Source organism: Veillonella sp. HPA0037 (assembly GCF_000411535.1).
GTDB classification, from domain to species: domain Bacteria; phylum Bacillota; class Negativicutes; order Veillonellales; family Veillonellaceae; genus Veillonella; species Veillonella atypica.
Genome location: NZ_KE150483.1, coordinates 1,860,513 through 1,884,729 on the forward strand (window position 1 = coordinate 1,860,513; position 24,217 = coordinate 1,884,729).

Genomic DNA, 24,217 nt, shown 5'->3' on the forward strand with positions numbered 1-24,217 from the left:
TTAACAGCTAATTTCACTAAAGATATAAGTCGTCATGATGATGGCCATGGGTCAAAGCAATATGCAGTTAATTATACGATTCCTGATGGCAATCGTACGTATAGATTATCTACATATAAGTATAGCTATAATCAATTGGTATTTATGCCAAACGCATTTCGCTCGGCTGGTACCACACAAGGTACAGAGGTATCAGTAGAGCAGGTTCTAAATAGAACTAGTCGTTCGAAAACATCAGTTATTGCTAAGGTTAATCATAAGTCTCGTCATAATTATCTGGATGATGTAGAAATTGGTGTTCAAGAACAACATACCACATCGGTAGAATTAGGGTTATCTCATCGCCAATATAGAGGCAATACAGTAAGTGATATGTATGTATTTTATCGTCAAGGTATTAAAGGATTGGGTGCTAAGGTACGAAGTTGGGAAGGCTTGGCAGATAATCCTACTACACTATACAAAATGGCTGGTGTTGAAGGGCAGATTCAAACGGGAGTACGAATCGGTCATAAGCAAGGTATATTCTCGATGCGCTTTAGAAGTCAATTTACGAATCAGCGCTTATTTACTACGGATCAGTTTAGTATTGGGGGACGGTATTCAGTACGTGGATTTAGTGGGGAAGAAACACTACGAGGTGATTCTGGGTACTATGTACAAAGTGAATGGTCATTACCATTTAGAAAACAACAGATTACACCTTATATAGGAATAGATATTGGTCATGTATGGGGACCATCTACAGAAACTCAACTAGGTAATACATTGATTGGTGGTGTTGTTGGTGTACGAGGCACTGTTGGTGACGCTGTTAATTATGATGTATCACTAGGGACGCCAATTAAGAAACCAGAAGGCTTTAATACAGATACCCGTGTTTGGGCGTTTAGAGGAAGTTATCAATTTTAAGTGTTGTACATAGAGAGTTATATAGATACATAATACATATTGTTTTATATACTTAGGAGAGATACATAATATGAATATTAGAAAACATACGGCAATGGCCATCTTTGCTGCATTGCTTGCCACAAATTCTGCGCCATGGATTCCAATGGCGTTAGCCAATCCCGTGGTACCTGCTCAAGGTGCATTAGGGCCAAAAACAGAAGAGGCTCGTAATGGTATGACTGTAGTCAATATCAATACGCCTAATGATAAAGGTCTATCCCATAACCAATATGATGCATTTAATGTAGATCATAAAGGGCTTATTTTAAATAATGCCAATCGTCCTGTGAATACGGAGCTGGCAGGTTACATTATGGGAAATCCGAATCTAGTCGGACCTACAGCGAATACAATTTTAAATGAAGTAACGGGTACGGGGGCAACATCTATGAATGGGGCTCTTGAAGTGGCCGGCAATAAGGCCCATGTTATTATTGCCAACCCGAATGGCATTTCTGTCAATAATGGCACCTTTATCAATGCTAATAGTGCTACATTAACAACGGGGAATCCAATTATCAATAACGGTAGCATTACAGGCTATCAAGTACAACAAGGTAGTATCACAGTAGGTGAAAAAGGCCTTAATGCATCGAAAACAGCACGCACAGATTTGTTAGCAGAGGCTGTTCAGCTGAATGGTAAAGTTTGGGCGAAAGATGCTCAAGTTGTGACGGGGAAGAATACTGTTTCCGTAGATTCTTCTGGTAAAGTTACGAATGTTCACAAAACTGGTGAATCTAGTCAAGTTGGCCTTGATGTAGCTGCTATTGGTGGTATGTATGCCAATAGTATGTATTTAGTTGGCACCAATGATGGTTTTGGTGTGAATAATCAAGGTGTATTATCTGCACAAAATAAGTTAACCGTGGATAGTACTGGCAAATTGCAAAATACAGGTACTATAGCTGCTACAGAAGCAGATATTACTACAAAAAGTTTTGAGCAGATGAATCGTGGTAAATTGTATGTGGATACTGCCAAGATTACCACTGATTCTGTTATTCAAAAGGGTAACACAGAGACTAAAGATGCGCCTGTTATGATTGCCCAAAAAGATTTATCTATAGCAACCAATTCGATTGTCAATACTGATGGTAGTGTGATTAAAGCCGAAGGAAAACTACAACTTGGTAAAACGATGGATTCTACAGGAACTGTGTCTGGTAAGATAGATCGTATTGTAAATACAGCATCTACCATTGAATTTGGTCAAGGTGGTGCATTATATGCTAAATCTGTAGATAATAAAAATGGTGGGATTACCCTTAAACGTGTAGCGGTAGGTGAAAAAGAGCATGTCAAAAACGAAGTAGCACCATCCGGTAGCATTAAGCGATACCAATTATCGGAAGAACGAATCTATGGGCATGATGATGAAATTCCAAAAGATAAAGTAGTAGTGCACTCTTCTGAAAATCTTCAACTTTCAGTGTATGGCGATCCTAAAGATAGCTGGACTAAATATGAATATGATCGTACTCGTGAAAAAGATGTGGTAGATACATCTAACCCTGGGCGGATTATTTCCGGTGGGGATTTACATATGGATGTCGATCATATGACGAATGAAGCTAGCCAAATTAGTGCTGCCGGGGATATCACTGGTACAGTAGGTCACTATGAGCAAAGTAACCCTAAGGGTAATGAATATATTACTGAAGATGGTACAGCCACATCGTATAGTCGCCGGAAGAGACGTGGATGGGATACGACTAATATACGGACGGCTAACTATAAGAATACGATAGTCAATCCTACAGATGTCCCTGTTGCCGTATATGGTAGTCATGTGGAGAATAGTACAAGTGATGCTGCGGTGGATACATCTCTGTTACATAGCATGAGTCAATTATCAACGAATCCTAATACTACATATGTGATTGAAACAGATCCAAACTTTACGAACCGGCGTAATTTCTTATCTTCTGATTATGTATTATCTCGCCTTAAATTAGATCCTATGAATGTACAAAAACGATTGGGTGATGGCTACTATGAGCAGCAACTCGTTATGCAAGAGATTATGCGTCAAACTGGTAAAAGTAGACTGCAATCAGGTCTTTCCGCAGAAGAACAATATCGCCAATTGATGGATGCAGGGATTAGTGTAACAAAATCTCAATCTATTGCATTAGGTCGAGGCTTAACCGAGGCTGAGCAAAAGAATCTTAAAGAGGATGTAGTGCTCTTAGTTAGTAAGGCTGTTGTATTGCCAAATGGTAAAACAGAAACTGTACTAGTACCGACTCTATATTTAGCCCCAAATACAAAACGGGTAGAAGGTGCAGCTAACTTACAGGCCCAATCCATTAACCTTTCTGTTGATACTATGAAAAATAGTGGTAGTATTGTGGCGGATAAAGATGTGACTCTTACTGGTAATACTATTCACAATGACAATGGTCTTATCAAAGGTAATACTACTACGGTTATAGCGAATGATGAAGTTCGTAATACACAAGGTACTATTATAGGCAACGATACAGTCTCTGTATATGCTAAGAAAGACGTCATTAATGAAGGCGGTACCATTACACAAACTAATGCGGCTGGTTCTACAAAGGTTAGTGCTGGACGTGATGTAATTAATACAGGCGTACAGTATGAGGCAGCTAATAGCAAAATTGAGTGGAATAGTCGAAATAATCGACGTGAAACGATAACCGGTGTAGATCAAGGTCGTATTGGTGGTGCTGGTGAAACAACAGTAGTTGCAGGCCGAGATGTATCTATGGCGGCAGGTGTTATTACCTCTGATGTGAACACTCAAGTGACGGCCGGCCATAATGTAACGATGAAAGCCATGAATGCTACACATGAACTGGAAGAACATCGTTTTGATAAGGGTAAATCTGGTGGTGGACACTCTCAAACGACGGAGTCTCATGATCTTGTTAACGCACAATCATCGGTTGGTAGTAGCATTGAAGGTAAGAATGTTTCTGTTGTAGCCTCTGATGCTGTACAACTGGAAGGTAGTCAACTATTAGCGGCAGATACTGTTCAAGTATCTGGTAATACGGTTGAACTAAATACAGCGAAGGCAAATAGTATAGTTAATCATGTGTATGTAGATAAAAAGAAAAGCTTGGTTAAACGTGAAAGTACCAATGCGGTGGATGATGCAACTACTACAGTTGTAACAGGCTCTACTGTAAGTGGTAAAGATATACAGATTACAAGTGCTCAAGATGTAACAGGTCAATCTGCTCAAATTATAGGCGAACATACAGTAGATGTTACAGCTGGTGGAAAGGTAGAACTTGGTGCAGATAAAGCCATTACAGATGGTACTAGTGTATATCGTCATAAGAAATCTGGTTTGCTTGGTAGTACAGGAATAGGCTTTACTATAGGTAAAGAGAAACACAATATAGATGAAGCTAACCATGAAGAATCTACTGTACGAAATACAATTGCCAGCACGAAAGGTACTGTTACTGTCAAAGCGAATGATACCGTTCATCTTACAAGCGCAGATATTGTTGCAAAAGATGGTGCTGTGTTAGAAGGTTCTGCCGTTACATTAGATGGAAATATAGATCACAACCATATGTCTCATGATGAACGCTATAAGAAGACGGGGCTTACCGTATCATTAGGTGGTGCAGTGGTTGATACGCTTACTAATGCAACACGTACTATAAAACAAGCGGGTGGACGAGACGATAAACGGTTAGCCGCACTTGAACTCAATGAAGCACGTCAACAATTGCAAGATGGATATGCGGCGGTAGATAAAGCGGTTAAGGGCGTCAAACTTCGTGATAATGATGGTAAAGTATTAAAAGACACAAAAAATCATTCCCGACGTGGTCAAAAAAATATTGACGATGCTATTAATTTGTCTGTGAGCATTGGTAGCACGTCAAGGAAGCAAGGACAAGTAGTAGATACAAATACATATCAAGGTGGTACTCTTGTTAGTGTTAGTGAAGTACAAATCAAGGCTCGTGATGCTCAGCAAAGTGGTATTGGTTTAACTGGTGAAACAGTACAAGCAAAAAAACTAGTATTAGATAGTGCTCGTGATATCAACCTTGCAGCGGGTAAAAATACTGTAGATGTTAAGAATACTTATAAAAGCTCTGGATGGAGTGTCGGTGCTGGTATTAGTTTGACTGGTGGCGGCCTTCTCGATATTAATGCGAGTGGTAATATGGCTCGTCAAAATGGCGATACCCACCAAGAAAGCTATGTGCCAACGACGATTAAAGCAGCTGAATTAGCACAACTTAAAGCAAAACGAGATACAAATATTATTGGTTCTACCGTATCTGGCAAGAAGGTAGAAGTAGACACAGGTCGTGATTTACATATTCAAAGCTTACAAGATGTAGATAACTTTAAAGAACACAGTAAGTCTGCGGGCTTCTCTGTTTCCTCTACACCTAATTTCAAGAATCCAACAGGTAGTATTAGTGCTAGCGTAGGACGCATTGATAGTAAATGGAAGAGCGTGACTCATCAGGCAGGTATTTATGCTGGAGAAGATGGCTATGATATTCATGTAGGGAATGGGACTACATTAGAAGGTGCCGTCATTAAAAGTGAAGCTCCAAAAGCTAAGAATACATTGACTACTAAATCTCTTGAGATGAAAGACATCCAAAATGAAGCTGAGTATACCTATAGCAATAATGGGATCGGCTATAACTACTATGGTAGTAAAAAGAAACTCGAAGAGATGAAGACCAATGATAAAAAAGGCTATGATAAGATCTATAATAATATCGGTCTAGTTCCAAATTTAGGCGTAGGATCTAAAGGTAAAGCAAGCTCGACTACTCAATCTGCTATTTCTGATGGTATACTAACAGTAGATGGTAAAGAAATTGATACTAGGACTATTAATACCAATACCGAAAATACATTACATCAACTAGATAAGATTTTTGATAAAAAGAAAATTGAAGAACGTCAGGAGTTGGCACGTTTATTTGCTAAGAATGCTTATGAGCAATTACATAACTGGCAACCTACCACAAAAGAAGGCAAGATTGCTAAAGCTTTTGCTCATGGTGTAATTGGCGAGTGGGCTGCACGTATGGCAGGTAATGCATCAGGTAGTGGTTTTAAAGCTACAATGACCAATGAAATGCTTATAGAAAAGATTAAGCAAATAGCGGATAATGATCCGGCATTAGCACAATGGTTGAGTGCTGGGGCCGGTGGTGTAGTTAATAAAGTTAGTGGTGGCTCTTTAAATGCTGGGGCTGCGGTGTCAGCTTATGCTACTAAATGGAATGCAGAATTAACAAGTCCATATCCTATAGAAGTTGATTCGGCGAAGTTATTAGCGGGACTTAGATTTAGTGTTGTAGGAAGTGTGTTTTATAAAGCTTTAACGACTCCTATAGAAACAGGGCGTGCTGAGCCAGTTACTCTTAGTGAAGCTGATACTCAGGAGTTTCCATGGGCTAGATCAATTGATCAACTCACAAATTCAAGTGTTGATACCAGTTATGGTGAATCTAGTGGTGAAAGTATTGATTCTGGAGAAGGAAGAAACGCTTCCGAATCGAGATTTAATGGGCCTTGGAGCATAACTGTACCATATGTAGGAACTGAGTATAAAGTTCAATTAGATTACAATCCTGGAATAGGATATCAGTATATTAATGTTTTCCATGCTTCTAATGGTAACACCTATAAAGACAGTGGGAAATGGGATGTTATAGGGCGTAGATTTTTTGATGGAATTAGTATTCCCCAAAGTACAGCATATTCCGGTCGCTGGATTGGACCAGATGGTACGGATAATTGGGTAAGAGATAAAAATAAGTTTAATGATTTTTTTATTCATATTACGAGTTTAATTAGTGGACAACAAGTACAATTACCTTATACAATTGGAGATGAAAGCATTATAGATGATAGTTCCGATTCGTTTATTAAGAATCCAAGAACTGGAGCCTGGGAATCTATAAAAACGGGTGCCCCTGTAAGTGAAATTATTCTAAAGCAATTTCCTTTGAGAATTAACCCTTTAAATAATCATTTAGATTTACCAAATGTTAGCAATGATAATTCTAATATTGGGAATTCTAGTAGTGATGATGTCCCTAATATAAACGAGGATAATTCATCTAATAAAAAGGATCCACATAATAGTGGACCATCTATATCTGGACCAGTAATTGTGGGGTTAGCTAATGAAGCAAATAAGAAGAGAAATATTATAGCTCAAAAAGTCTCACAATTAAAGAATTCCTTGCCGAAATCAAAAAGTGAAGTTAAGGAAAAAGGTAATACAGGAACGGGTTCTTCAGAGAATACAATTAATGTAGATGAATTAGAAAAAACTTTTAAAAATCGTAAATATGAAGAAATGGATATTAATGATTTTGATAGATTAAGTTCTAAATATTTAGGACCAAAAGGATGGTCTGTAAATAATCGTAATAATAGATTACATGTAAAGGATAATAATAATATTATGCGGTTGCGGGTTGATCCACCTGATAAGCATACACCTTATAATCATTTACATATATATGATAAGAATGGTAAACCATTAGATAGTAACTGGAAACCTGTTGGACGTCGTGACCCTGAAGCACATATAAGAATTAAAGAGGATAAAAATGATGGAACTTCAAAAAAGAATTGATATATTAGATTTATGGGATGAAATGCCATATTCATTAGATATTAAAGATTTTGGTAATACAGTCATATTATTGTCAGAATCCTGTGAAATTAGATTTATTAACTGTATAGAGGTTAATATTAAAAGTGACCTTTTAATTAAGAATGAATCAATGAAATTTCATGAATATCGTAATCATGAATATGATATTCAAGATATTAGTGTCGAACCATGTGTTGTTAAAACAGATGGAACTATGACTCATAATAAGAAAAGGGTAAGTCCAGTACTAAATGGTGTTAAAGCTAAAATAGTTATGCCTGTAATGTGTATTGATTTGATTGCTGTTGATTTTATAATTTCCACAAAGGCGGATGAAGAGAATCTAATACAGTCTAAGTTTAGTTATATAGATCTTGAATAATTAAACGTATTTTATTAAATCTTTAAACTGTTAATTTATATAGTCTCAGGGAGAATGAAATCTTTACTATTTTATCTTTAATGGTCCTTTTCCGTATGGGAATATAAAATTGGAGTCAGTCAACTATAATTTAGTTATTAACGGAAATCGTATAATGTTTGACTATCAGAGATTAGTTCATACTAAATGGAGGTTCTATAATAAATGTTGGGGTGACATCATTAACGGTGTCACTACCAACATTATTTTTTTGCAAAAAAATAAGCATACAAGGCTCACATGCTTTACAATAAAAGTGTCAAAGTCCTAAAAAAGGATGTGAGCTTATATGCCTACTACTGATTATACTGAATTTTTACATAATGTAAAAAAGAATATCTTAAATTGCAATATGAAATTGAACAGTATCCAAATCTACAATCTTATTAACTTCTTCAAGAAAGACCTCCAAGGGGGTTCTATAATTTAGAAGCTTGCGTGGCAAAGTATTATACCATTTAAGTGTTCGTCGAATAGTTTCCTCTGAAACGGCTTTTATTGGCATTCCTTTCGGTATACATCTACAAAGTAAACCATTATGCTTTCGTTCGATCCACGCTTCCAAGCAGAATAATGTCGAGCAAAATAAATAGACAAGATTTCATTTTCTAAATTAGATATCTCTGAAAACTCTAAACCGTTATCTGCAGTTATTGTTTTGCATAAGCAAGCTAGATTAACATCTTTAAACGTATTTAACCATGCATGCAGTGTTTCTTTTACATCAGTAGCACGTGCTGAGGGACACCGTAAAGCCACATACAATCTGCTTTTACGCTCAAGTAAAGAAATTAAAACATGGTCTGTCTTATCTTTTGTTCCACGGACGGTATCTAATTCCCAATGTCCGAATTCCTCGCGCGTTTCAATATTAGAATCGCGAAGTTCTATGGATTTACCAAGTTCTCGCTTATGTTTTCTAGAAATAGATTTTCGTTGAGAATGCCGCACTACCAATGGTAAGTCAATTGCTTTTATACCTAATATGCCTTTGTGAAGATAGTTATATAAAGTTTTAGCACAAACCATTTCATTACGCATAAACAAATCCTTATGTTCAGCATATCCAACAGTAGCATCAAAGGACCAATGATCATCTAGAACCTTGCTTTCAATCCAATTTATAAAAGATTCTATAGCACCAACTTTCATGGTATTAGAAGAGCCCACACGTTGTCTTTCATATGTTGCTTGTCCAGAATCAGCTAAATATACAAGTTGAGATTTACCTTGTCGAATTTGAATTACAGTACCACGTTTTAATTCTGTATATATAGTTGTTCTAGAACGGCCAAGTGCACGTGAAATTGCCGTAATACTATCTCCTAGAACGATTCTCTTTTCTAAATAAAATCGCTCTTCGAAGTTTAAGTGTTTGTTTGTACGTAATGTCGTGTTATGATTATTATAGTCCATAGTGATTACCTCGGTTATATTTTGATTAGACACCTAAATCATAACACAAGGTTCACTATGGATTTTTATTTGTTCAATTTCATTCTACAATTAAGCTAAATAATAAAATATTACTATTCGATAAAAATAAGTTCTAATTATATTAATGGAGAAACTTATGAGGCTAGGTTTTTCGTGAATTGAATATATAGAAAGGTTAGATAATATGAATACAACTATATATGAAGCCGTAGCTAAATATAAAAAAGATGATACATTACCATATACAGAGTACTTTAGTTTAGGGGATTTTTCGACTAAAGATTTAGCAGAAAATGCAATAATGTTAGCTAAACAACTTCCGGGATTTAGAGCGTTTTGCGATGAAAACTTTTATATTGAGGAATTTGTTTTAAATGATGGAGTACCAAGAAATTATAGTGTAGATGATCTTATCAAAAATAATGAAGTTTTTATATTGTGGTATGGGTATGATGTTGATGCAATATATACAGTGGGTGGAACTTTAGGTGTATTTAGTAACTATGAATATGCTGTATTAGCAAAAGAAAAATATAGTACTTGGGATATATTTATTGTTCATGGGTTAGACAATTTTGGTATTGGGAAGGTTGTATTAAACGAACGTCAATGGGTAGATGGCTTTGTAAAAGTTTATGATTAAGTGCATATAGCAATAGAACCTATTTAAATATTTTTAGGTATTTGTTTGAGTATAATAGCTTTTTTATCTTGGGAAGTGATATTGTTTTTATAAAATATACAATTTAATGAGGTATGGAGTTAGGTGTATTAATACTGTGATAAATAAAATTAATGAACTCTTAACCGAAGGTGGAAGACATGTTACAATCTATAATAAATATAGAGGGAGAAATGAAGAATATGTGATTCAAATTAAAAGTCAATAATTTAAAATGGTATTGATTGGATGAGCTTTCATGCGGACAGGAAAAAACTCAAAAAAATGGCTTGAGAGAATAGTTCTCTCTTGTTTAGTAGTAGTAGGTATTATTTTTGGTGGTTGGCTTTTCTTTGCTACAAACTTTATGCACCCATTTATCCACTATTTGGATCTTAGGGGGGGAATAATATATTACAAAGAGCCAACTAATATAATTGCTTCTAATGTTCTTGGTTTTGATGAAGTACGAGGGAAAATATATTATATAACTACAAATGGTATTGGTGTATATAATGAATTAAATAACGATCATGTATTTATATTACATAAAGAGCCACCTAATGAAATCAGAATAAATGACATTACTAATGTATATCCAGAATTTAGTCGTTTTTCTGATTCGGAACAGGAAGTTTGGAAAAGCAAATTTTATGCTGATTTTAGGAAAAGAATTCCTATAGAGGAGGGAAATATCATTAGATTTCCATTCTTTTTCTCTTACGAAACCCGTGGAATTTATAATTTAGCTACAGGATCTAAATTATCGAAAATTGATACGTATAAAATTTCTAATAATATATTCTATAATGTTGATTTTGGAAGCATTACAAAGATAGATTTAGAAACTGGTACAGTATGGAAATATTATTCGGATAAGTTATTGTTATATAATTTTAGCAGTGAAAATAGTGAGTTAAATACGAGTAGTTTTAAAATCTATGAAGAAGCTGAATTAACGAAAGAACAGAATAAAGATAAGATGTTAAAAGATAAAATTATTGTTTTAAATCATTATAGTCAATTTAGTAAAGATGATAAGGAAGTTATAGAAGAATTAATTGTTAGGTTAGTCACTGCACGAGATAGTATGCGATTAAAACCAGAATATAAAATGGGGTTAGAGAATTATCTAGAGTGAATTTGGATTGCTCTTTATTATAATGACACCTATATCTCCATAAAGGGGATATAGGTGTCGTTTTTATATTACAAAGTAATAAAAATCAGTATTGTTTAAAATCAAAGTTATTCTATTAGAATCTCTATATTTTAACGAATTTATGAGTGTTTTATGATAAAATAAAAGGTATGAATACTTCAACAACTCGGTCTATTACCTACAATGGTGACACAATTGAATATGAGTTAACAATCAAGCGTGTAAAGAATATAAATATGCGTGTGCACAAGGATGGTAGTGTCCATGTTTCGGCGAATGCTTATGTACCAGATCATCGAATTGATGCATTTGTTATCGAAAATATACCCTTTATTGAGCGGGCTCGTTTTAAATTAGAAGCATTAACGGCACAACGGATAGAGGCATTACAATATGTAACGGGTGAAACCATATCTATTTTGGGCATGCCTATTTCGCTAGAGGTGCTAGAAACATCTGGCAAACCGCATATTAAGTTTGATGGTTCTAGTCGCATGGTGATGTTCGTTAAATCTGATTACACCTATGAAGACAAGCATAAATTAATGCAAACCTTTTGGCGCCAGCTAGGGGAAAAGGTGTTTACTCATTGGGCGAAGGTCGTATATCAACGCTTTCACCAACAACATATTGATGTGCCCATGCCAACGGTAAAGCAACAGCACATGAAGAGTCGTTGGGGTTCTTGTACGCCATCAAAGCAGCTCATTAAGATGAATATGCGTTTATTAGAAGGGCCTCAGGCCTATATTGAGTACGTTATGGTCCATGAGTTTGCCCATTTTAAATACTTGGATCATTCCAAGAACTTTCACAATTTAGTAGCCCAATTTTTACCAGATTGGAAAGCCCGTAAGAAATCGTTAAATATCTATTTTGCACATAGACCGTAAGGAGGTGTACCATGAAGCCATTTGTACATTTACATAGTCATACGGAATTTAGTTTATTGGACGGCATCAGTCGTTTGCCGGATATGGTGCGCCGCGCGAAGGGATTGGAACAACCAGCCCTTGCCATTACGGACCATGGCAATATGTATGCAGCCATCTATTTTTATAAAGAATGTGTGGCACAAGGCATTAAACCGATTATTGGGTGTGAAGTGTATGTCACAGAAGGTAGCCGCCTTGATAAACCAGAAGGGCGTAGCCGTGAGCGATTAAAACATCTTATTTTACTAGCCGAAACGATGGAAGGCTATCGAAATCTTGTTAAAATTGTATCGAAGGCCTCTACGGAAGGTTTTAATTATAAGCCCCGTGCTGACCATGATTTGTTGCGTCAATACAGCAAGGGCATTATTGCCCTTAGTGCGTGTATTCAAGGGGAAGTACCTCAATATATTCTGCAAGATAATATGGAGGGGGCTCGCCGTGCTGTTGAGTGGTATATTGAAACCTTCGGTAAAGATAATTTCTTTTTAGAAATTCAAAATCACGGTTTACCTGAAGAGTTACGAGCTCAGCAAGTGCTATGCCAATTAGCCGATGAATATGGCCTAGGCATCGTGGCGTCCAATGATTTCCACTATGTTATGAAAGACGACGCTGATGCTCAGGATATCCGCGTCTGTATTCAAACGGGCCGACGTCGCGCCGAAGTAGATCGTTTGAAATTCCCTAATGATGAGTTCTATTTAAAATCTGGGGACGAGATGGCGGAGCTCTTTGGACACATCCCTGGGGCGTTAGAAAATACAGTAAAGATTGCAGACCGATGTAATGTAGAATTTAATTTTGATGAACACCATTTGCCGCACTTTGATGTGCCTGAGGGCGAAACGTCTAAAACTTATTTGCGTAAGGTTTGTGAACGGGAAATACCTCGCTTATATGGCGATACATCTGATGAGCTTAAAAAACGTCTCGACTACGAACTCGATGTTATTGGGACGATGGGCTTTGAAGACTATTTCCTCATCGTATGGGACTATGTGCGTTACGCGCGAGAACACGATATCCTTGTAGGCCCAGGTCGTGGTTCTGCAGCTGGTTCTGTTGTAGCTTATTTATTAGGTATCACAGGCCTTGACCCATTACAATACGATTTGCTCTTTGAACGATTCCTTAATCCAGAACGGGTAAGCATGCCTGATATCGATATCGACTTCTGCTATGAAAAGCGGGGCGAAGCCATCGACTATGTAACGCGAAAATATGGGCAAGCTCGCGTATCCCAAATCATCACCTTTGGTACAGAAGCGGCCCGCGCCGTTATTCGTGACGTAGGTCGTGTGCTCGATTTACCATTAGCTGAGGTCAATCGTATTGCGAAGATGATTCCTAATGAATTGGGCATCACCTTAGAAAAGGCTTTAAAGGGTAAAGATTTAAAAGCCTTATATGATACAGACCCTAATGTAAAAGAGTTATTTGATTTTGGCCAAAAGCTAGAGGGCATTGCGCGTAACTCATCTACCCATGCGGCGGGTGTCGTAATTTCTGCGGACCCTCTAGATGACCATGTGCCTGTACAAAACTCTAATGAAGAGGGCTTTGTCACTCAATATGATAAGGATAATATCGAAGAACTAGGCCTGTTGAAGATGGACTTTTTGGGCCTCCGTACATTGACCGTTATGGGGGATGCCCTTAAGCTCATTAAGGCAAACCGAGGTATTGATCTCGATTTAGATGCTATCCCATTAGATGATAAAGCGGCTTGTGAGCTCCTTACCAAAGGCGATACATCCGGTGTATTTCAACTTGAGTCCGATGGGATTACTAAGCTTGTTATGGATTTGAAACCTGAGCATTTTGAGGATTTAATCCCTCTCGTTGCACTTTATCGCCCAGGCCCTTTGGGATCTGGCATGGTGGCGGATTTTATCGACCGTCGCCATGGTAAAAAAGAGGTGACCTATTTACATCCGATTTTGGAACCTATTTTGAAAGATACGTTCGGAGTTATTCTCTACCAAGAACAGGTTATGCAAATTGCGTCTGCTATGGGGGGATTCTCCCTTGGTCAAGCGGACTTGATGCGCCGTGCGATGGGTAAGAAAAAGGAATCCGTCCTCAAGGCGCAACGTGAATCCTTTATACAAGGTTCTATCAATAATGGCATCGAAGAGTCCATTGCAAATGAAGTATTTGACTTGCTCGTTTACTTTGCCGGCTATGGCTTTAATAAATCCCATAGTGCGGCCTATGCGTATATTGCGTACCAAACAGCGTATCTTAAGGCGCATTATTTTCCAGAATTTATGGCCGCTACCATGACGAGTTTTATGCAAAATATGGATAAGCTCACCTATTACATTAATGCCTGTAAAAAACATAATGTGCAGGTCCTCGGTCCCGATGTAAACCATTCCTTGCGTAGCTTTGCTGTACAAGGTGATGCCATTCGCTTTGGCCTTGGGGGAATCAAGAATGTAGGGGATAATGCTATTGATCGACTCATTACAGAGCGTGAGGCCAATGGTCTCTATACGAGCATTACCGATTTTTGTCGTCGCGTAGATAGTAAGGTTGTGAATAAACGCTTGCTGGAAAGCCTAATTCGCTGTGGTGCTATGGACGGATTTGAGGAAAACCGCAATCAGTTGTTGCATATGTATGAAAGTGCACAGGCTGTAGGGGCTAAGCAGCAAAAGGATGCTGCCATGGGGACTATGAGTCTCTTTGGTGAAAGCACGGATGACGTCGATATGATTCCGGTACCGAATTTACCTGATTTATCGGAAGATGATAAATTGAAGGATGAAAAGGACTACACAGGATTCTATATTACGGGCCATCCATTGCAAGGCTATAACAAGGAATTAAAAGGCCTTTTTGAACTGGGGCAACTCCTTGAAAATCCAGAGCGTTTTGATGGCCAAACGATTACCTTTGGCGGTCTCATTGCTGAAAGAGGGGATAGACCTACAAAACGGGGCGATGTCATGAGTATTCTTCGCATTGAAGATTATTCTGGTTCCGCTCAAGTGGTGGCATTTCCGAAGGTATTTGCTCAGAGCCAACAATTTTTGGCTGTCGATATGGTTGTTAAGGTGCGAGGCCGTGTTGATGCGGATGAAAAGGGTGTGCAGATTATTGCTGATTGCATTGCACCATTAAAGGTAAATTACAACAATGCACGACAAATCGCTATCCATATTCGAGGTGCCTATGATACGCCAGAGAATAGTAATGCGTTGAAGGAAATACTTTCACAAGCAGAAGGGCAAGTACCGACAGCATTATATTTACATAAACAACGAAAACGAATTAATTTATCACCTCAATTATGCTTTGCACCAACAGATGAGATCATCGCACGTATCGAATCCGTTTTAGGTGAAGGTTCCGTAGAGGTGCAATAGTATATATTCAATTTAGGAGGATATATGAAACGTACAAAAATCGTATGTACCGTAGGTCCGGGCACGGATAAGTTCGGTATCTTAGAAGATATGATGCGCGCTGGTATGAATGTGGCTCGTTTTAACTTCTCTCATGGTTCGCATGAAGAGCAAGCAGAGCGCATGCAAATGGTGCGTGATGCGGCGATGATTGTCAATAAACCAATCGCATTGTTGCTCGATACAAAAGGTCCAGAGGTTCGTCTTGGTCTATTTAAAGAGGGCAAGGTGTTCCTCGAAGCGGGGCAACAATTTATATTGACTACGGATGATGTAGAAGGCACGCAAGACATTAGTACTGTAAACCATAAAGGTTTAGTAGGCGATGTGCACGTTGGCGATACGGTTCTCTTAGCTGATGGCCTCGTTAGATTGACCATCGATGCTATTGAAGGTAACAACATTATTACGACCGTTCAAAACAGCGGTGAAATTGGCAATCGCAAACGGGTGGCCGTGCCAGGCGTAGCGCTTAGCTTGCCACCTGTATCCGAGCAAGACGAATTAGATTTGCGTTTTGGGTGCCAACAAGGTGTGGACTTTGTGGCCGCATCCTTTATGCAACGCGCTAAGGATGTGGTAGCCATTCGTCGCATCTTGGAATCTGAACAAAAGGATATTAAGATTATCGCCAAAATTGAAAATGCTGAAGGAGTCAATAATATTGATGAAATTCTCGATGTAGCGGATGGTCTTATGATTGCTCGTGGTGATTTGGGCGTAGAAATTCCAGCCGAAGAAGTACCGGTATTGCAAAAGATGATGATTGAAAAATGTAATCGTCTTGGTAAACCTGTTATTACGGCTACGCAAATGTTGGAATCTATGATTCAAAACCCTCGTCCTACGCGCGCCGAAGCGAGTGATGTGGCCAATGCCATCTTAGATGGCACCGATGCGATTATGTTGTCTGGTGAGACTGCTAATGGCGCATATCCAGTGGAAGCTGTTACGACCATGACGCGCATTGCAGAGGTAACGGAGCAGTCTGCTATTTATGATCATAAGAGTAGAACGCAGGAAAGCGATGATGTGACAACCACTGAGGCTGTATGTTTGGCTAGTGTGCGAGTTGCGAGTGATCTTGGGGCAGCAGCTATTTTGACATGTACCGAATCTGGTCATACTGCGATTAGTGTGGCTCGTCATCGTCCAGATTGCAAAATTATCGCCATTACACCGCATGATGAAACGATTCGTCGCATGCAATTGTGCTGGGGCGTTGAAGCCATCAAGGGCTGTGAAAATATCAACTCTGATGAAATGGTAAAACAGGCGATTACCGGTGCTCTCGGGGCGAATGCCATCAACTCTGGTGATTTAGTTGTCGTTACCGCTGGCGTACCTTCTGGTTCTACAGGTACTACGAATATGATTCGCGTTCATATTGCAGGCAAGGTGTTGTTATCTGGTAATGGTATCCTACGTAAATCCGCTACGGGTCGCGTATTTATTGCAGCTAATCATAAGAATGATTATGAAAGCTTCCAATCTGGTGATATCCTCGTAGTAGGGACTATGGAACCAGAGTTGATGAACATTGCTAAACGAGCTGGCGGTATTGTAGCCGTAGAAGATGGTTACACATCAGATAGTGCCATTGCAGGCATTACGTATGGTATTCCTGTCATCTTAGGCGCCAAAGATGCTCATGACGTATTGCTTGAAGGCGCAGAGGTCACCATCGATGGCGAACGAGGCAAGGTCTTTGCAGGCATTGCGAATGCACGATAAGCAATATATAATATAAATAGGTTGGTCATAAAAAAGGAGTACGACTATGGATGATAAAGAATGGCGTACCTTTGTAACCGTTGTGGATGAAGGTAATATAACAAAAGCGGCTGAAAAGCTATTTGTTTCGCAACCCGCTTTGAGCTATCGACTGCGTCATTTAGAGGATAGCGTAGGGTACTCCTTGTTGCTTCGTACGACAGAAGGCATTGCATTGACGCCGCAAGGTGAAATCTATTATGACTATTGCAAACGCATGCTGCATGATAGAGAGGCCTTGGAACACGCATTGACATCGTCTACTGGTAAGATTCAAGGTACATTGAAGATTGCATCGTCCATTAATTTTGCAGATTATGAATTACCAGCTTTGTTGAAATCGTTCCGCGAACAGTATCCAGATGTACATATTCAAGTTAAGACAGCTTTCAGCCATCAAGTTGTAAAGATGTTTAATACCGGTGATTGTATGGTGGCGTTTGCACGTGGTGGCTATGAAGTATCCGGCAATTCAGAATTGCTATTGGAAGAACCGTATTGCTTGGTATACAAAGAGTTAGTTCCACCAGAATCGTTAGAGAAGGTGCCCTTTATTCGATACCAAACCGATGCATCGGTAGCCAATATCATTGAAAAATGGTGTGCTGAGCATTTCGAGGCACCTCCCATTGTGGCGATGGATGTCAATTCCATGAGTACATGTCGTCATTTTGTGCGGGCTGGACTCGGATGGTCTATCCTAACCTATATGGGGCTTGGATCTTGTAAAGACAAAGATATTTATGTTAGCCCATTGCGTAGTAAGGATGGAACGTATATTACGCGTGATACCAATATGGTATACACAAAAGAGTCGGCCAATTTAATTGCTGTCAAAACATTTATCGAGTACGTACGAGATTACTATAAAAAACACACTGTCGTAGACGATAGTATTTTTAGAGAATATCAATCATAACATGTAAGTGCATGTATACATCTTGTTAGAGGTGTATGCATGCATTTTTTTCATTTACACCTAAAAATCTATGAGAAAAATGCATAAAAAGTATGAATGACAGTTATAAAAATTTTTATGACCCCTATAAAGGTAATCTATTTTTCAGAAAATGATTATCAACGTATAATGAAATCATACTAAATACAAGAATTCATAAAGTAATAGTCGCGTATTACGAATTACTTGGGTAGTGTTAGGATGAACAGTATATGCCTATGTTTATAAGAAAGGAAAAAACATGGAAAGACTTGTAAAATTAGCCGTTATCGTGCTGATCCCAATTATCCTCTGGTTTACAACTCCACCAGCAGGGCTTTCTGCGGAAGCGTGGCGCCTATTTGGTTTCTACATCGCAGGTATCTTAGGTTTGATTTTAAAACCGTATCCAATTCAAATTATTTTATTATCCGTATTATCTGCTTCTGCATTATTCATGGACAATGCAAAAGATATTTTGGTAGGTTATGGCTCCACAGCATTGTGGATGATCATTGCAGCCTTCTCCTTGAGCGTTGCCTTTGGTAAAACTGGTCTTGGTCACCGTGTAGCGTACCACTTAATCCGTGCATTCGGTTCCACAGTATTGCGTTTAGGCTATGTAACAGCGCTTCTTGACTTAATCTTGTCTCCAGCAACACCTTCTAATACAGCACGTGCAGCTGGTATCGTATATCCTATTAACTTATCCATTGCAGAATCTATCGGTTCTTACCCTGGTGATACTGCAAAACGCGGCGGTTCCTTTATCTTGATGAATGGTTACTTCGTAACAAAGATTACGTCCTTTATGTTCTTAACAGCTATGGCTCCTAATGTGTTAGCTTTAGACTTCGTAACAAAAATTACTGGCCTTAGCATGACTTGGGGGGAATGGGCATTAGCCTTGGCATTACCTGGTCTTATCATGTTGATCTTTGTACCACTTGTAGGCTACTGGATTGACCGTCCTGAAGCAGTAAAAATTGACAACAAGAAATTGGCTGCTGATGGCCTTGAAAAATTGGGACCTATGAAAATGTCTGAAAAAATCTTGGCTGTTGTATTTATTCTTGCTCTTATCGGATGGGCATTGCCTTCCATTGGTATTGATTTAAGTGCTACAGCAGTTGCACTCGTTGCAATGACTGTTGTGTTCTTATCTGGTATCATCACTTGGGAAGATATGGTTCAAACAAAAGCTGTTTGGAATACATTCATCTGGTTTGGTGCTATCCTTGGTTTATCCACAGCTTTAACAAAAGCTAAATTCTTTGCTTGGCTTGCAACATTCATGCAAACTAACTTGGCACTTGATGTGTCTCCACTTGTAGTAGTATTGATTCTTTCCGCTATTAGCGTTGTAATTCGTTACTTATTCGCTTCTAGTACTGCATATATCGCATCCATGCTTCCTGTATTCTTAACGGTAGGTATGGCAGCCGGTGTTAACCCTGTTATGTTTGGTCTAGTATTGCTTGCTACAAATGCATTTGGTGGCCTCGTAACTCACTACGGTGCATCCCCTGGTCCTATCATCTACTCTGCAGGTTATAATAACTTGAAAGAATGGTGGACTGCTGGTGGTATCCTAGCAATCTTAAGCTGGATCTTACTCTTTGTAGTAGGTATTCCTTGGTGGACTTTCATCGGTATGATTTAATCACCATATAATTTTATAATCATCATTGTTTTTACGGCTTAGGCCAGACTTCGCGACGGTCTGGTCTTTGCCATTTGATATATTTTTTAGTGAAAGGATGTAACATGGCACAATTAGTGAAAGCTGCGCAAGCAGGCTTCGACGAAAAAAATGATGCATTAGTTACGGTAGAACCGATTGCTAGCGGCATCGAAATCGAATTGACTTCCAAAGTTATGCGTCAATATGGCGACCAAATTAAATCTGTTATCTTGAACACAGTGAAAGAGGCTGGTTTTGATGGCGTAAAAGTAACTGTACAAGATAAAAACGCTTGGGATTATACAATTAAAGCTCGCGTGTTGGGCGCATTAGAAAGGGGGAGCAAAGCATAATGGCTAACGATAAAACATTTCCAGAAGTAAAAACTAATCCGCTTACAGAAGCGGCTAAAAAACGCTTATCCCGTTCCATGATGTTCGTTCCTGGTAATACACCAAAAATGATTAACAGTGCTGATATCCACGGCTCTGACTCCATCATGATCGATATCGAAGATTCCGTGCCTATTACAGAAAAAGACACAGCTCGTCTTTTGACTGCAGAAGCATTGAAATCCCGTAAATTCCGCGCTGAAACTGTAGTTCGTATCAACCATCCTACACAAACACCTTATGGTTATGATGACCTTGATGTTATCGTTCCAGCAAAACCTGATATGATTCGTTTACCTAAAACTGAAGACGTATCTGAAGTTGAAATCGTAGCGAAGAAAATTGAAGAAGTGGAAAAAGCTAATGGCTGGCCAGAAGGTACAATCAACATTATCGTAGCTATCGAATCTGTTCGTGGCTTATACAATGTTCGCGAAATCTGCCATGGCCCTCGCGTAGTAGCTATCGCTCTTGGCGCTGAAGACTACCGTGCTGACCTTCGCACAGGTAAACATAAACCAGCTGTTGAATTGTTGTTCGCTCGTCAAACAATCCTTCATGCAGCACGCGAAGCAGGTATCCGCGTAATCGATACTGTATTCTCTGACGTAAAAGACCCTCAAGGTTTCCGCGAAGAAGTTGAATTCATTAAAGCGTTGGGTTATGACGGTAAATCTTGCATCCACCCAAGCCAAATCAAAATTATCCATGAAGTATTCACTCCTGACGAAAAAGAAATCGCTCATTCCGTTAAGGTATTGAACAGCTATGCTGATGCATTGCGCAACAATAAAGGCGTAATCTCCGTAGATGGTAAAATGATCGATGGTCCTATCGTAGTTCGTGCACAACGCGTAGTTGATAAAGCACGTGCAGCAGGCATTAAAGTTGAATTAGAGGAAGGAGCAGAATACGATGTTAAATAAAGTAGGTCGCGATATCCCAACAAATATCCCAGCACTAGAAGGTCGCGAAGTATATCAAGGTGAATTCGCAATTGAACCTAAGGCTAAACGCGCAGGTAAACCTGTTCATATGAGTCGTGTTGGTACTAATAAAGTTCTTGCTTCCATCGATGAAGCAATCGAAAAAGCTGGCGTAAAAGATGGCATGACATTGTCCTTCCATCATCATTTGCGCAATGGTGACTATGTTATGAAAATGGTTATGGAACGCGTTCAAGCGAAAGGCATTAAAGATATTACAATCGCTTCTTCTTCCTTGTCTCCATGCCATGACTTCTTGGTAGAAATGATTCAAGACGGTACTGTTACAGCGCTCGAAACATCTGGTCTTCGCGATCGTCTTGGTAAATTCTTAACACAAAACCCTGGCGTGTTAAAACGCCCTGTAGTCATTCGTCCTCATGGTGGCCGTGCTCGTGCTATCGAATCTGGCGAAGTTCATATCGATGTAGCTTTCATGGCTGCTCCTACAGCTGACCCTCGCGGCAATGCAACAGGTCGTATGGGTAAATCCGCATGTGGTGCACTTGGCTATGCTAAGGTTGACTCTCACTATGCAGATACAACTGTTATCATCACTGATAACTTGGTTGACTATGTACATAACTATGCCATCCCTCAAACAGATGTAGATTATGTTGTTCCTGTTGAAAGCATAGGCGACCCAGAAGGTATTGCTTCTGGTGCAATTGGCTTCACTAAGAACCCTATTCAAATTAAAATCGCTGAACTAGCTGGTGAATTCCTTGACCAAGCTGGCATCATTAAAGAAGGCTTCGTATTCCAATTGGGCGCTGGTGGTGCTCCATTGACTGTGGCTAAATTCATTGCTGAAAAACTTCGCAAACGCGGTGAAGCTGGTGGCTTTGCTATTGGTGGTGCTACTGGTATCTTGACTGGTATGCTTGAAGAAGGCTTGATCAAAGCTATCTATGATACTCAAACATTCGATACTACTGCAGCTGCATCCTTGGATAAAAACCCTGCACATATCGAAATGTCTGCTTCCATGTATGCTAACCCATGGACAGACTGCACTACAAACTACCTCGACGTAGTATTCCTTGGTGCTACTGAAATCGACCTTGATTTCAACGTAAACGTAATGACAGACTCCAACGGTGTATTAATGGGCGCTTCCGGCGGTCACTCCGATACAGCAGCAGGTGCTAAATGCACAGTTATTACTTGCCCATTGATCCGTGGCCGCTTGCCAATGATCCGCGACAAAGTAGCAACTGTAATTACACCAGGCTCCTCTGTTGACGTACTCGTTACTGAATACGGTATCGCAATCAACCCAGCTCGTACTGATTTGATTGAACGTTTCAAAGATAGCAACTTGCCTATCTTCACAATTGAAGAATTACAACAATTAGCATTCGACTTAGTAGGTAAACCACAAGATATCCCTGTATCTGACAAAGACGAAGACATCATCGCAATCGTAGAATATCGCGATGGCTCTATCATCGACGTGGTTCGTAAACCTCTATAATTGAGTTGGTGATGTGGAGCACGGTTAGATACTGTGCGGTTCCGCTGGTGGTATCACCATCCCACGCTGATTAAATAATACAAAGACCCTCTCCATGGTCCTAGGACTCACACATGCCTGAAGTTCCTCTACGGACCACGGAGAGGGTCTTTTGTCGTTAGTTTTATTTTTTACCTAGGGGATGGTGACGCCTTCAGCGGTACAGAGCAAGTGTTTATCGCGGTTCCGCACCACGAACTCTAGTATATCGGTAGTTGTACGCCTACATGATTGTAGCGGGTGCGGTATTCTACGGATTACGTTTGTGGGGGCCCGATGATGATATTCTTGCGCGTCCAGCTTACGGCTGAACATGGTTCGAATACCATCATCGGGCTATATTTATAACAGTTATATCTTTTAAGTTGTTATGAAATATGGATTATATAATAATTGTAGTACTAGTAATCATTTGATATACTATAAATGAATGGTATGTTATATTTAGCTTTATCTTGCCTGATGTGCAGTATCACTTTCATGGCATGAATCCTGATGATGTAGTTATTCATGCATATAATATGTTGTATTTTATTTTAGAAAATGATAATCCTGTTGGTGATGGTGATACTATTAGCGGCCTAGAGAATGGGGAATTGGATTCAAAAGTGCAATGGACATTGCCGTATGAGGATTCCCTAGTTCAACCGGTGAGAGCAGTGCTTGATGTAAATATGGGCGAATATGCATCGGGCACTCGTTAGTTGTTAATCGATGAAAGGTGTGAACATTATGAGTAATCAACGTATTTTTGATATGGAACTTGTGAAAGTTGAGAGTTTGGAGAAAGCTGTTAAGACGCCATTTTATCAAACTGATTCCACAGGTGGTTCAGTTTGGGTTATTAAACCTGGTCAAACCTTACCAAAGCATTATCATCATAATTCTGATGATATATGGGTTATATTGCAAGGGACAGGGGTGTTTTATCCAACGCCGGATACCGAGGTGCCTTTTACAAAGGGACAAGTTATAGTATCTAAAAAGGGTGAATGTCATGGTGCAAAAAATACTGGAACGGAAGATATTGTCTTTGTGAGTATCGTTGCTCCGGTGCCGTCTGATTATGATCCTGTTACTACTAATTAATATGAAAGTACTTTATAGTATTTTCTTATCTTGTGATAGAGATATATTCATACTATAAAGTGTTTTTTTAGGAGCGATAACAGAAAGTGGGTCACTAGTGAGGTAGAAGGACTCAAATTCTTTATGATTTGGTTTTATACAATGTGTTTTTATGGCGTTGAATAAGAATTTTTAGTATAATATATAGATAGATAACAAACTATATAAACTACAAATA

General features: G+C 39.0%; 16 protein-coding genes. 15 read left to right on the forward strand and 1 reads right to left on the reverse strand.

Features of this window, described 5'->3' with window-relative positions; all coding sequences use genetic code 11:
* From HMPREF1477_RS08520 to HMPREF1477_RS08530, 3 genes are all read left to right on the forward strand, one after another.
* Positions 1-912, forward strand: a 912-nt coding sequence (locus HMPREF1477_RS08520; protein WP_016476530.1) for a ShlB/FhaC/HecB family hemolysin secretion/activation protein, incomplete at its 5' end; no start/stop codon positions are given.
* A gap of 70 nt (positions 913-982) precedes the next feature.
* The gene (locus tag HMPREF1477_RS08525) at positions 983-7,570 is read left to right on the forward strand and encodes a hemagglutinin repeat-containing protein (RefSeq protein WP_016476531.1); all 6,588 of its coding nucleotides are present in this window, start codon (positions 983-985) and stop codon (positions 7,568-7,570) included.
* Positions 7,545-7,973, forward strand: a complete 429-nt coding sequence (locus tag HMPREF1477_RS08530; protein WP_038124868.1) for a hypothetical protein — start codon at positions 7,545-7,547, stop codon at positions 7,971-7,973. Before HMPREF1477_RS08525 ends, HMPREF1477_RS08530 begins: the two co-directional genes overlap by 26 nt.
* 534 nt (positions 7,974-8,507) lie before the next feature.
* On the opposite strand, the gene HMPREF1477_RS08535 is transcribed toward HMPREF1477_RS08530, so the two are convergent.
* Complete coding sequence (locus tag HMPREF1477_RS08535) at positions 8,508-9,428, reverse strand: IS30 family transposase (protein WP_016476534.1); 921 nt, start codon at positions 9,426-9,428, stop codon at positions 8,508-8,510.
* A gap of 205 nt (positions 9,429-9,633) precedes the next feature.
* Between HMPREF1477_RS08535 and HMPREF1477_RS08540 the strand changes: the two genes are divergently transcribed.
* The 12 genes from HMPREF1477_RS08540 (at position 9,634) to HMPREF1477_RS08595 (ending at position 24,000) form a co-directional block, all read left to right on the forward strand.
* On the forward strand, positions 9,634-10,092 hold the full coding sequence (locus HMPREF1477_RS08540; protein ID WP_016476535.1) for a hypothetical protein: 459 nt from the start codon (positions 9,634-9,636) through the stop codon (positions 10,090-10,092).
* Between the two features lie 277 nt (positions 10,093-10,369).
* Positions 10,370-11,251, forward strand: coding sequence for a hypothetical protein (locus HMPREF1477_RS08545; RefSeq protein ID WP_016476536.1), 882 nt, complete (start codon positions 10,370-10,372; stop codon positions 11,249-11,251).
* A gap of 146 nt (positions 11,252-11,397) precedes the next feature.
* The gene (locus HMPREF1477_RS08550; protein ID WP_038148150.1) at positions 11,398-12,165 is read left to right on the forward strand and encodes a SprT family zinc-dependent metalloprotease; all 768 of its coding nucleotides are present in this window, start codon (positions 11,398-11,400) and stop codon (positions 12,163-12,165) included.
* Between the two features lie 11 nt (positions 12,166-12,176).
* A complete protein-coding gene (locus tag HMPREF1477_RS08555; RefSeq protein ID WP_016476538.1) occupies positions 12,177-15,584 on the forward strand; it encodes a DNA polymerase III subunit alpha in 3,408 nt (1,135 codons plus the stop codon).
* 24 nt (positions 15,585-15,608) lie between these two features.
* Complete coding sequence (gene pyk, locus HMPREF1477_RS08560; protein ID WP_016476539.1) at positions 15,609-17,357, forward strand: pyruvate kinase; 1,749 nt, start codon at positions 15,609-15,611, stop codon at positions 17,355-17,357.
* A gap of 46 nt (positions 17,358-17,403) precedes the next feature.
* Positions 17,404-18,315: a LysR family transcriptional regulator gene (locus HMPREF1477_RS08565; protein WP_016476540.1), complete on the forward strand. Its 912-nt coding sequence runs from the start codon at positions 17,404-17,406 to the stop codon at positions 18,313-18,315.
* 280 nt (positions 18,316-18,595) lie between these two features.
* The gene (locus tag HMPREF1477_RS08570; protein ID WP_016476541.1) at positions 18,596-19,996 is read left to right on the forward strand and encodes a DASS family sodium-coupled anion symporter; all 1,401 of its coding nucleotides are present in this window, start codon (positions 18,596-18,598) and stop codon (positions 19,994-19,996) included.
* 104 nt (positions 19,997-20,100) lie between these two features.
* On the forward strand, positions 20,101-20,370 hold the full coding sequence (gene citD / locus HMPREF1477_RS08575) for a citrate lyase acyl carrier protein (protein WP_005379312.1): 270 nt from the start codon (positions 20,101-20,103) through the stop codon (positions 20,368-20,370).
* Positions 20,370-21,335: a CoA ester lyase gene (locus tag HMPREF1477_RS08580; RefSeq protein ID WP_005382238.1), complete on the forward strand. Its 966-nt coding sequence runs from the start codon at positions 20,370-20,372 to the stop codon at positions 21,333-21,335. The genes citD and HMPREF1477_RS08580 overlap by 1 nt, the downstream gene beginning before the upstream one ends.
* Positions 21,325-22,872, forward strand: a complete 1,548-nt coding sequence (gene citF / locus HMPREF1477_RS08585; RefSeq protein WP_005378372.1) for a citrate lyase subunit alpha — start codon at positions 21,325-21,327, stop codon at positions 22,870-22,872. The genes HMPREF1477_RS08580 and citF overlap by 11 nt, the downstream gene beginning before the upstream one ends.
* 494 nt (positions 22,873-23,366) lie before the next feature.
* Positions 23,367-23,615, forward strand: coding sequence for a DUF4261 domain-containing protein (locus tag HMPREF1477_RS08590; RefSeq protein WP_016476542.1), 249 nt, complete (start codon positions 23,367-23,369; stop codon positions 23,613-23,615).
* A gap of 28 nt (positions 23,616-23,643) precedes the next feature.
* The gene (locus HMPREF1477_RS08595; protein ID WP_016476543.1) at positions 23,644-24,000 is read left to right on the forward strand and encodes a cupin domain-containing protein; all 357 of its coding nucleotides are present in this window, start codon (positions 23,644-23,646) and stop codon (positions 23,998-24,000) included.
* Positions 24,001-24,217 lie beyond the last annotated feature (217 nt).

Excerpts from the sequence above, each read along its gene's own strand:
- HMPREF1477_RS08525 (WP_016476531.1), top strand. The coding sequence starts at position 983 with ATGAATATTAGAAAACATACGGCAATGGCCATCTTTGCTGCATTGCTT.
- HMPREF1477_RS08530 (WP_038124868.1), top strand. The coding sequence starts at position 7,545 with ATGATGGAACTTCAAAAAAGAATTGATATATTAGATTTATGGGATGAA.
- HMPREF1477_RS08535 (WP_016476534.1), bottom strand. The coding sequence starts at position 9,428 with ATGGACTATAATAATCATAACACGACATTACGTACAAACAAACACTTA.
- HMPREF1477_RS08540 (WP_016476535.1), top strand. The coding sequence starts at position 9,634 with ATGAATACAACTATATATGAAGCCGTAGCTAAATATAAAAAAGATGAT.
- HMPREF1477_RS08545 (WP_016476536.1), top strand. The coding sequence starts at position 10,370 with ATGCGGACAGGAAAAAACTCAAAAAAATGGCTTGAGAGAATAGTTCTC.
- HMPREF1477_RS08555 (WP_016476538.1), top strand. The coding sequence starts at position 12,177 with ATGAAGCCATTTGTACATTTACATAGTCATACGGAATTTAGTTTATTG.
- pyk (WP_016476539.1), top strand. The coding sequence starts at position 15,609 with ATGAAACGTACAAAAATCGTATGTACCGTAGGTCCGGGCACGGATAAG.
- HMPREF1477_RS08565 (WP_016476540.1), top strand. The coding sequence starts at position 17,404 with ATGGATGATAAAGAATGGCGTACCTTTGTAACCGTTGTGGATGAAGGT.
- HMPREF1477_RS08570 (WP_016476541.1), top strand. The coding sequence starts at position 18,596 with ATGGAAAGACTTGTAAAATTAGCCGTTATCGTGCTGATCCCAATTATC.
- citD (WP_005379312.1), top strand. The coding sequence starts at position 20,101 with ATGGCACAATTAGTGAAAGCTGCGCAAGCAGGCTTCGACGAAAAAAAT.
- HMPREF1477_RS08580 (WP_005382238.1), top strand. The coding sequence starts at position 20,370 with ATGGCTAACGATAAAACATTTCCAGAAGTAAAAACTAATCCGCTTACA.
- citF (WP_005378372.1), top strand. The coding sequence starts at position 21,325 with ATGTTAAATAAAGTAGGTCGCGATATCCCAACAAATATCCCAGCACTA.
- HMPREF1477_RS08595 (WP_016476543.1), top strand. The coding sequence starts at position 23,644 with ATGAGTAATCAACGTATTTTTGATATGGAACTTGTGAAAGTTGAGAGT.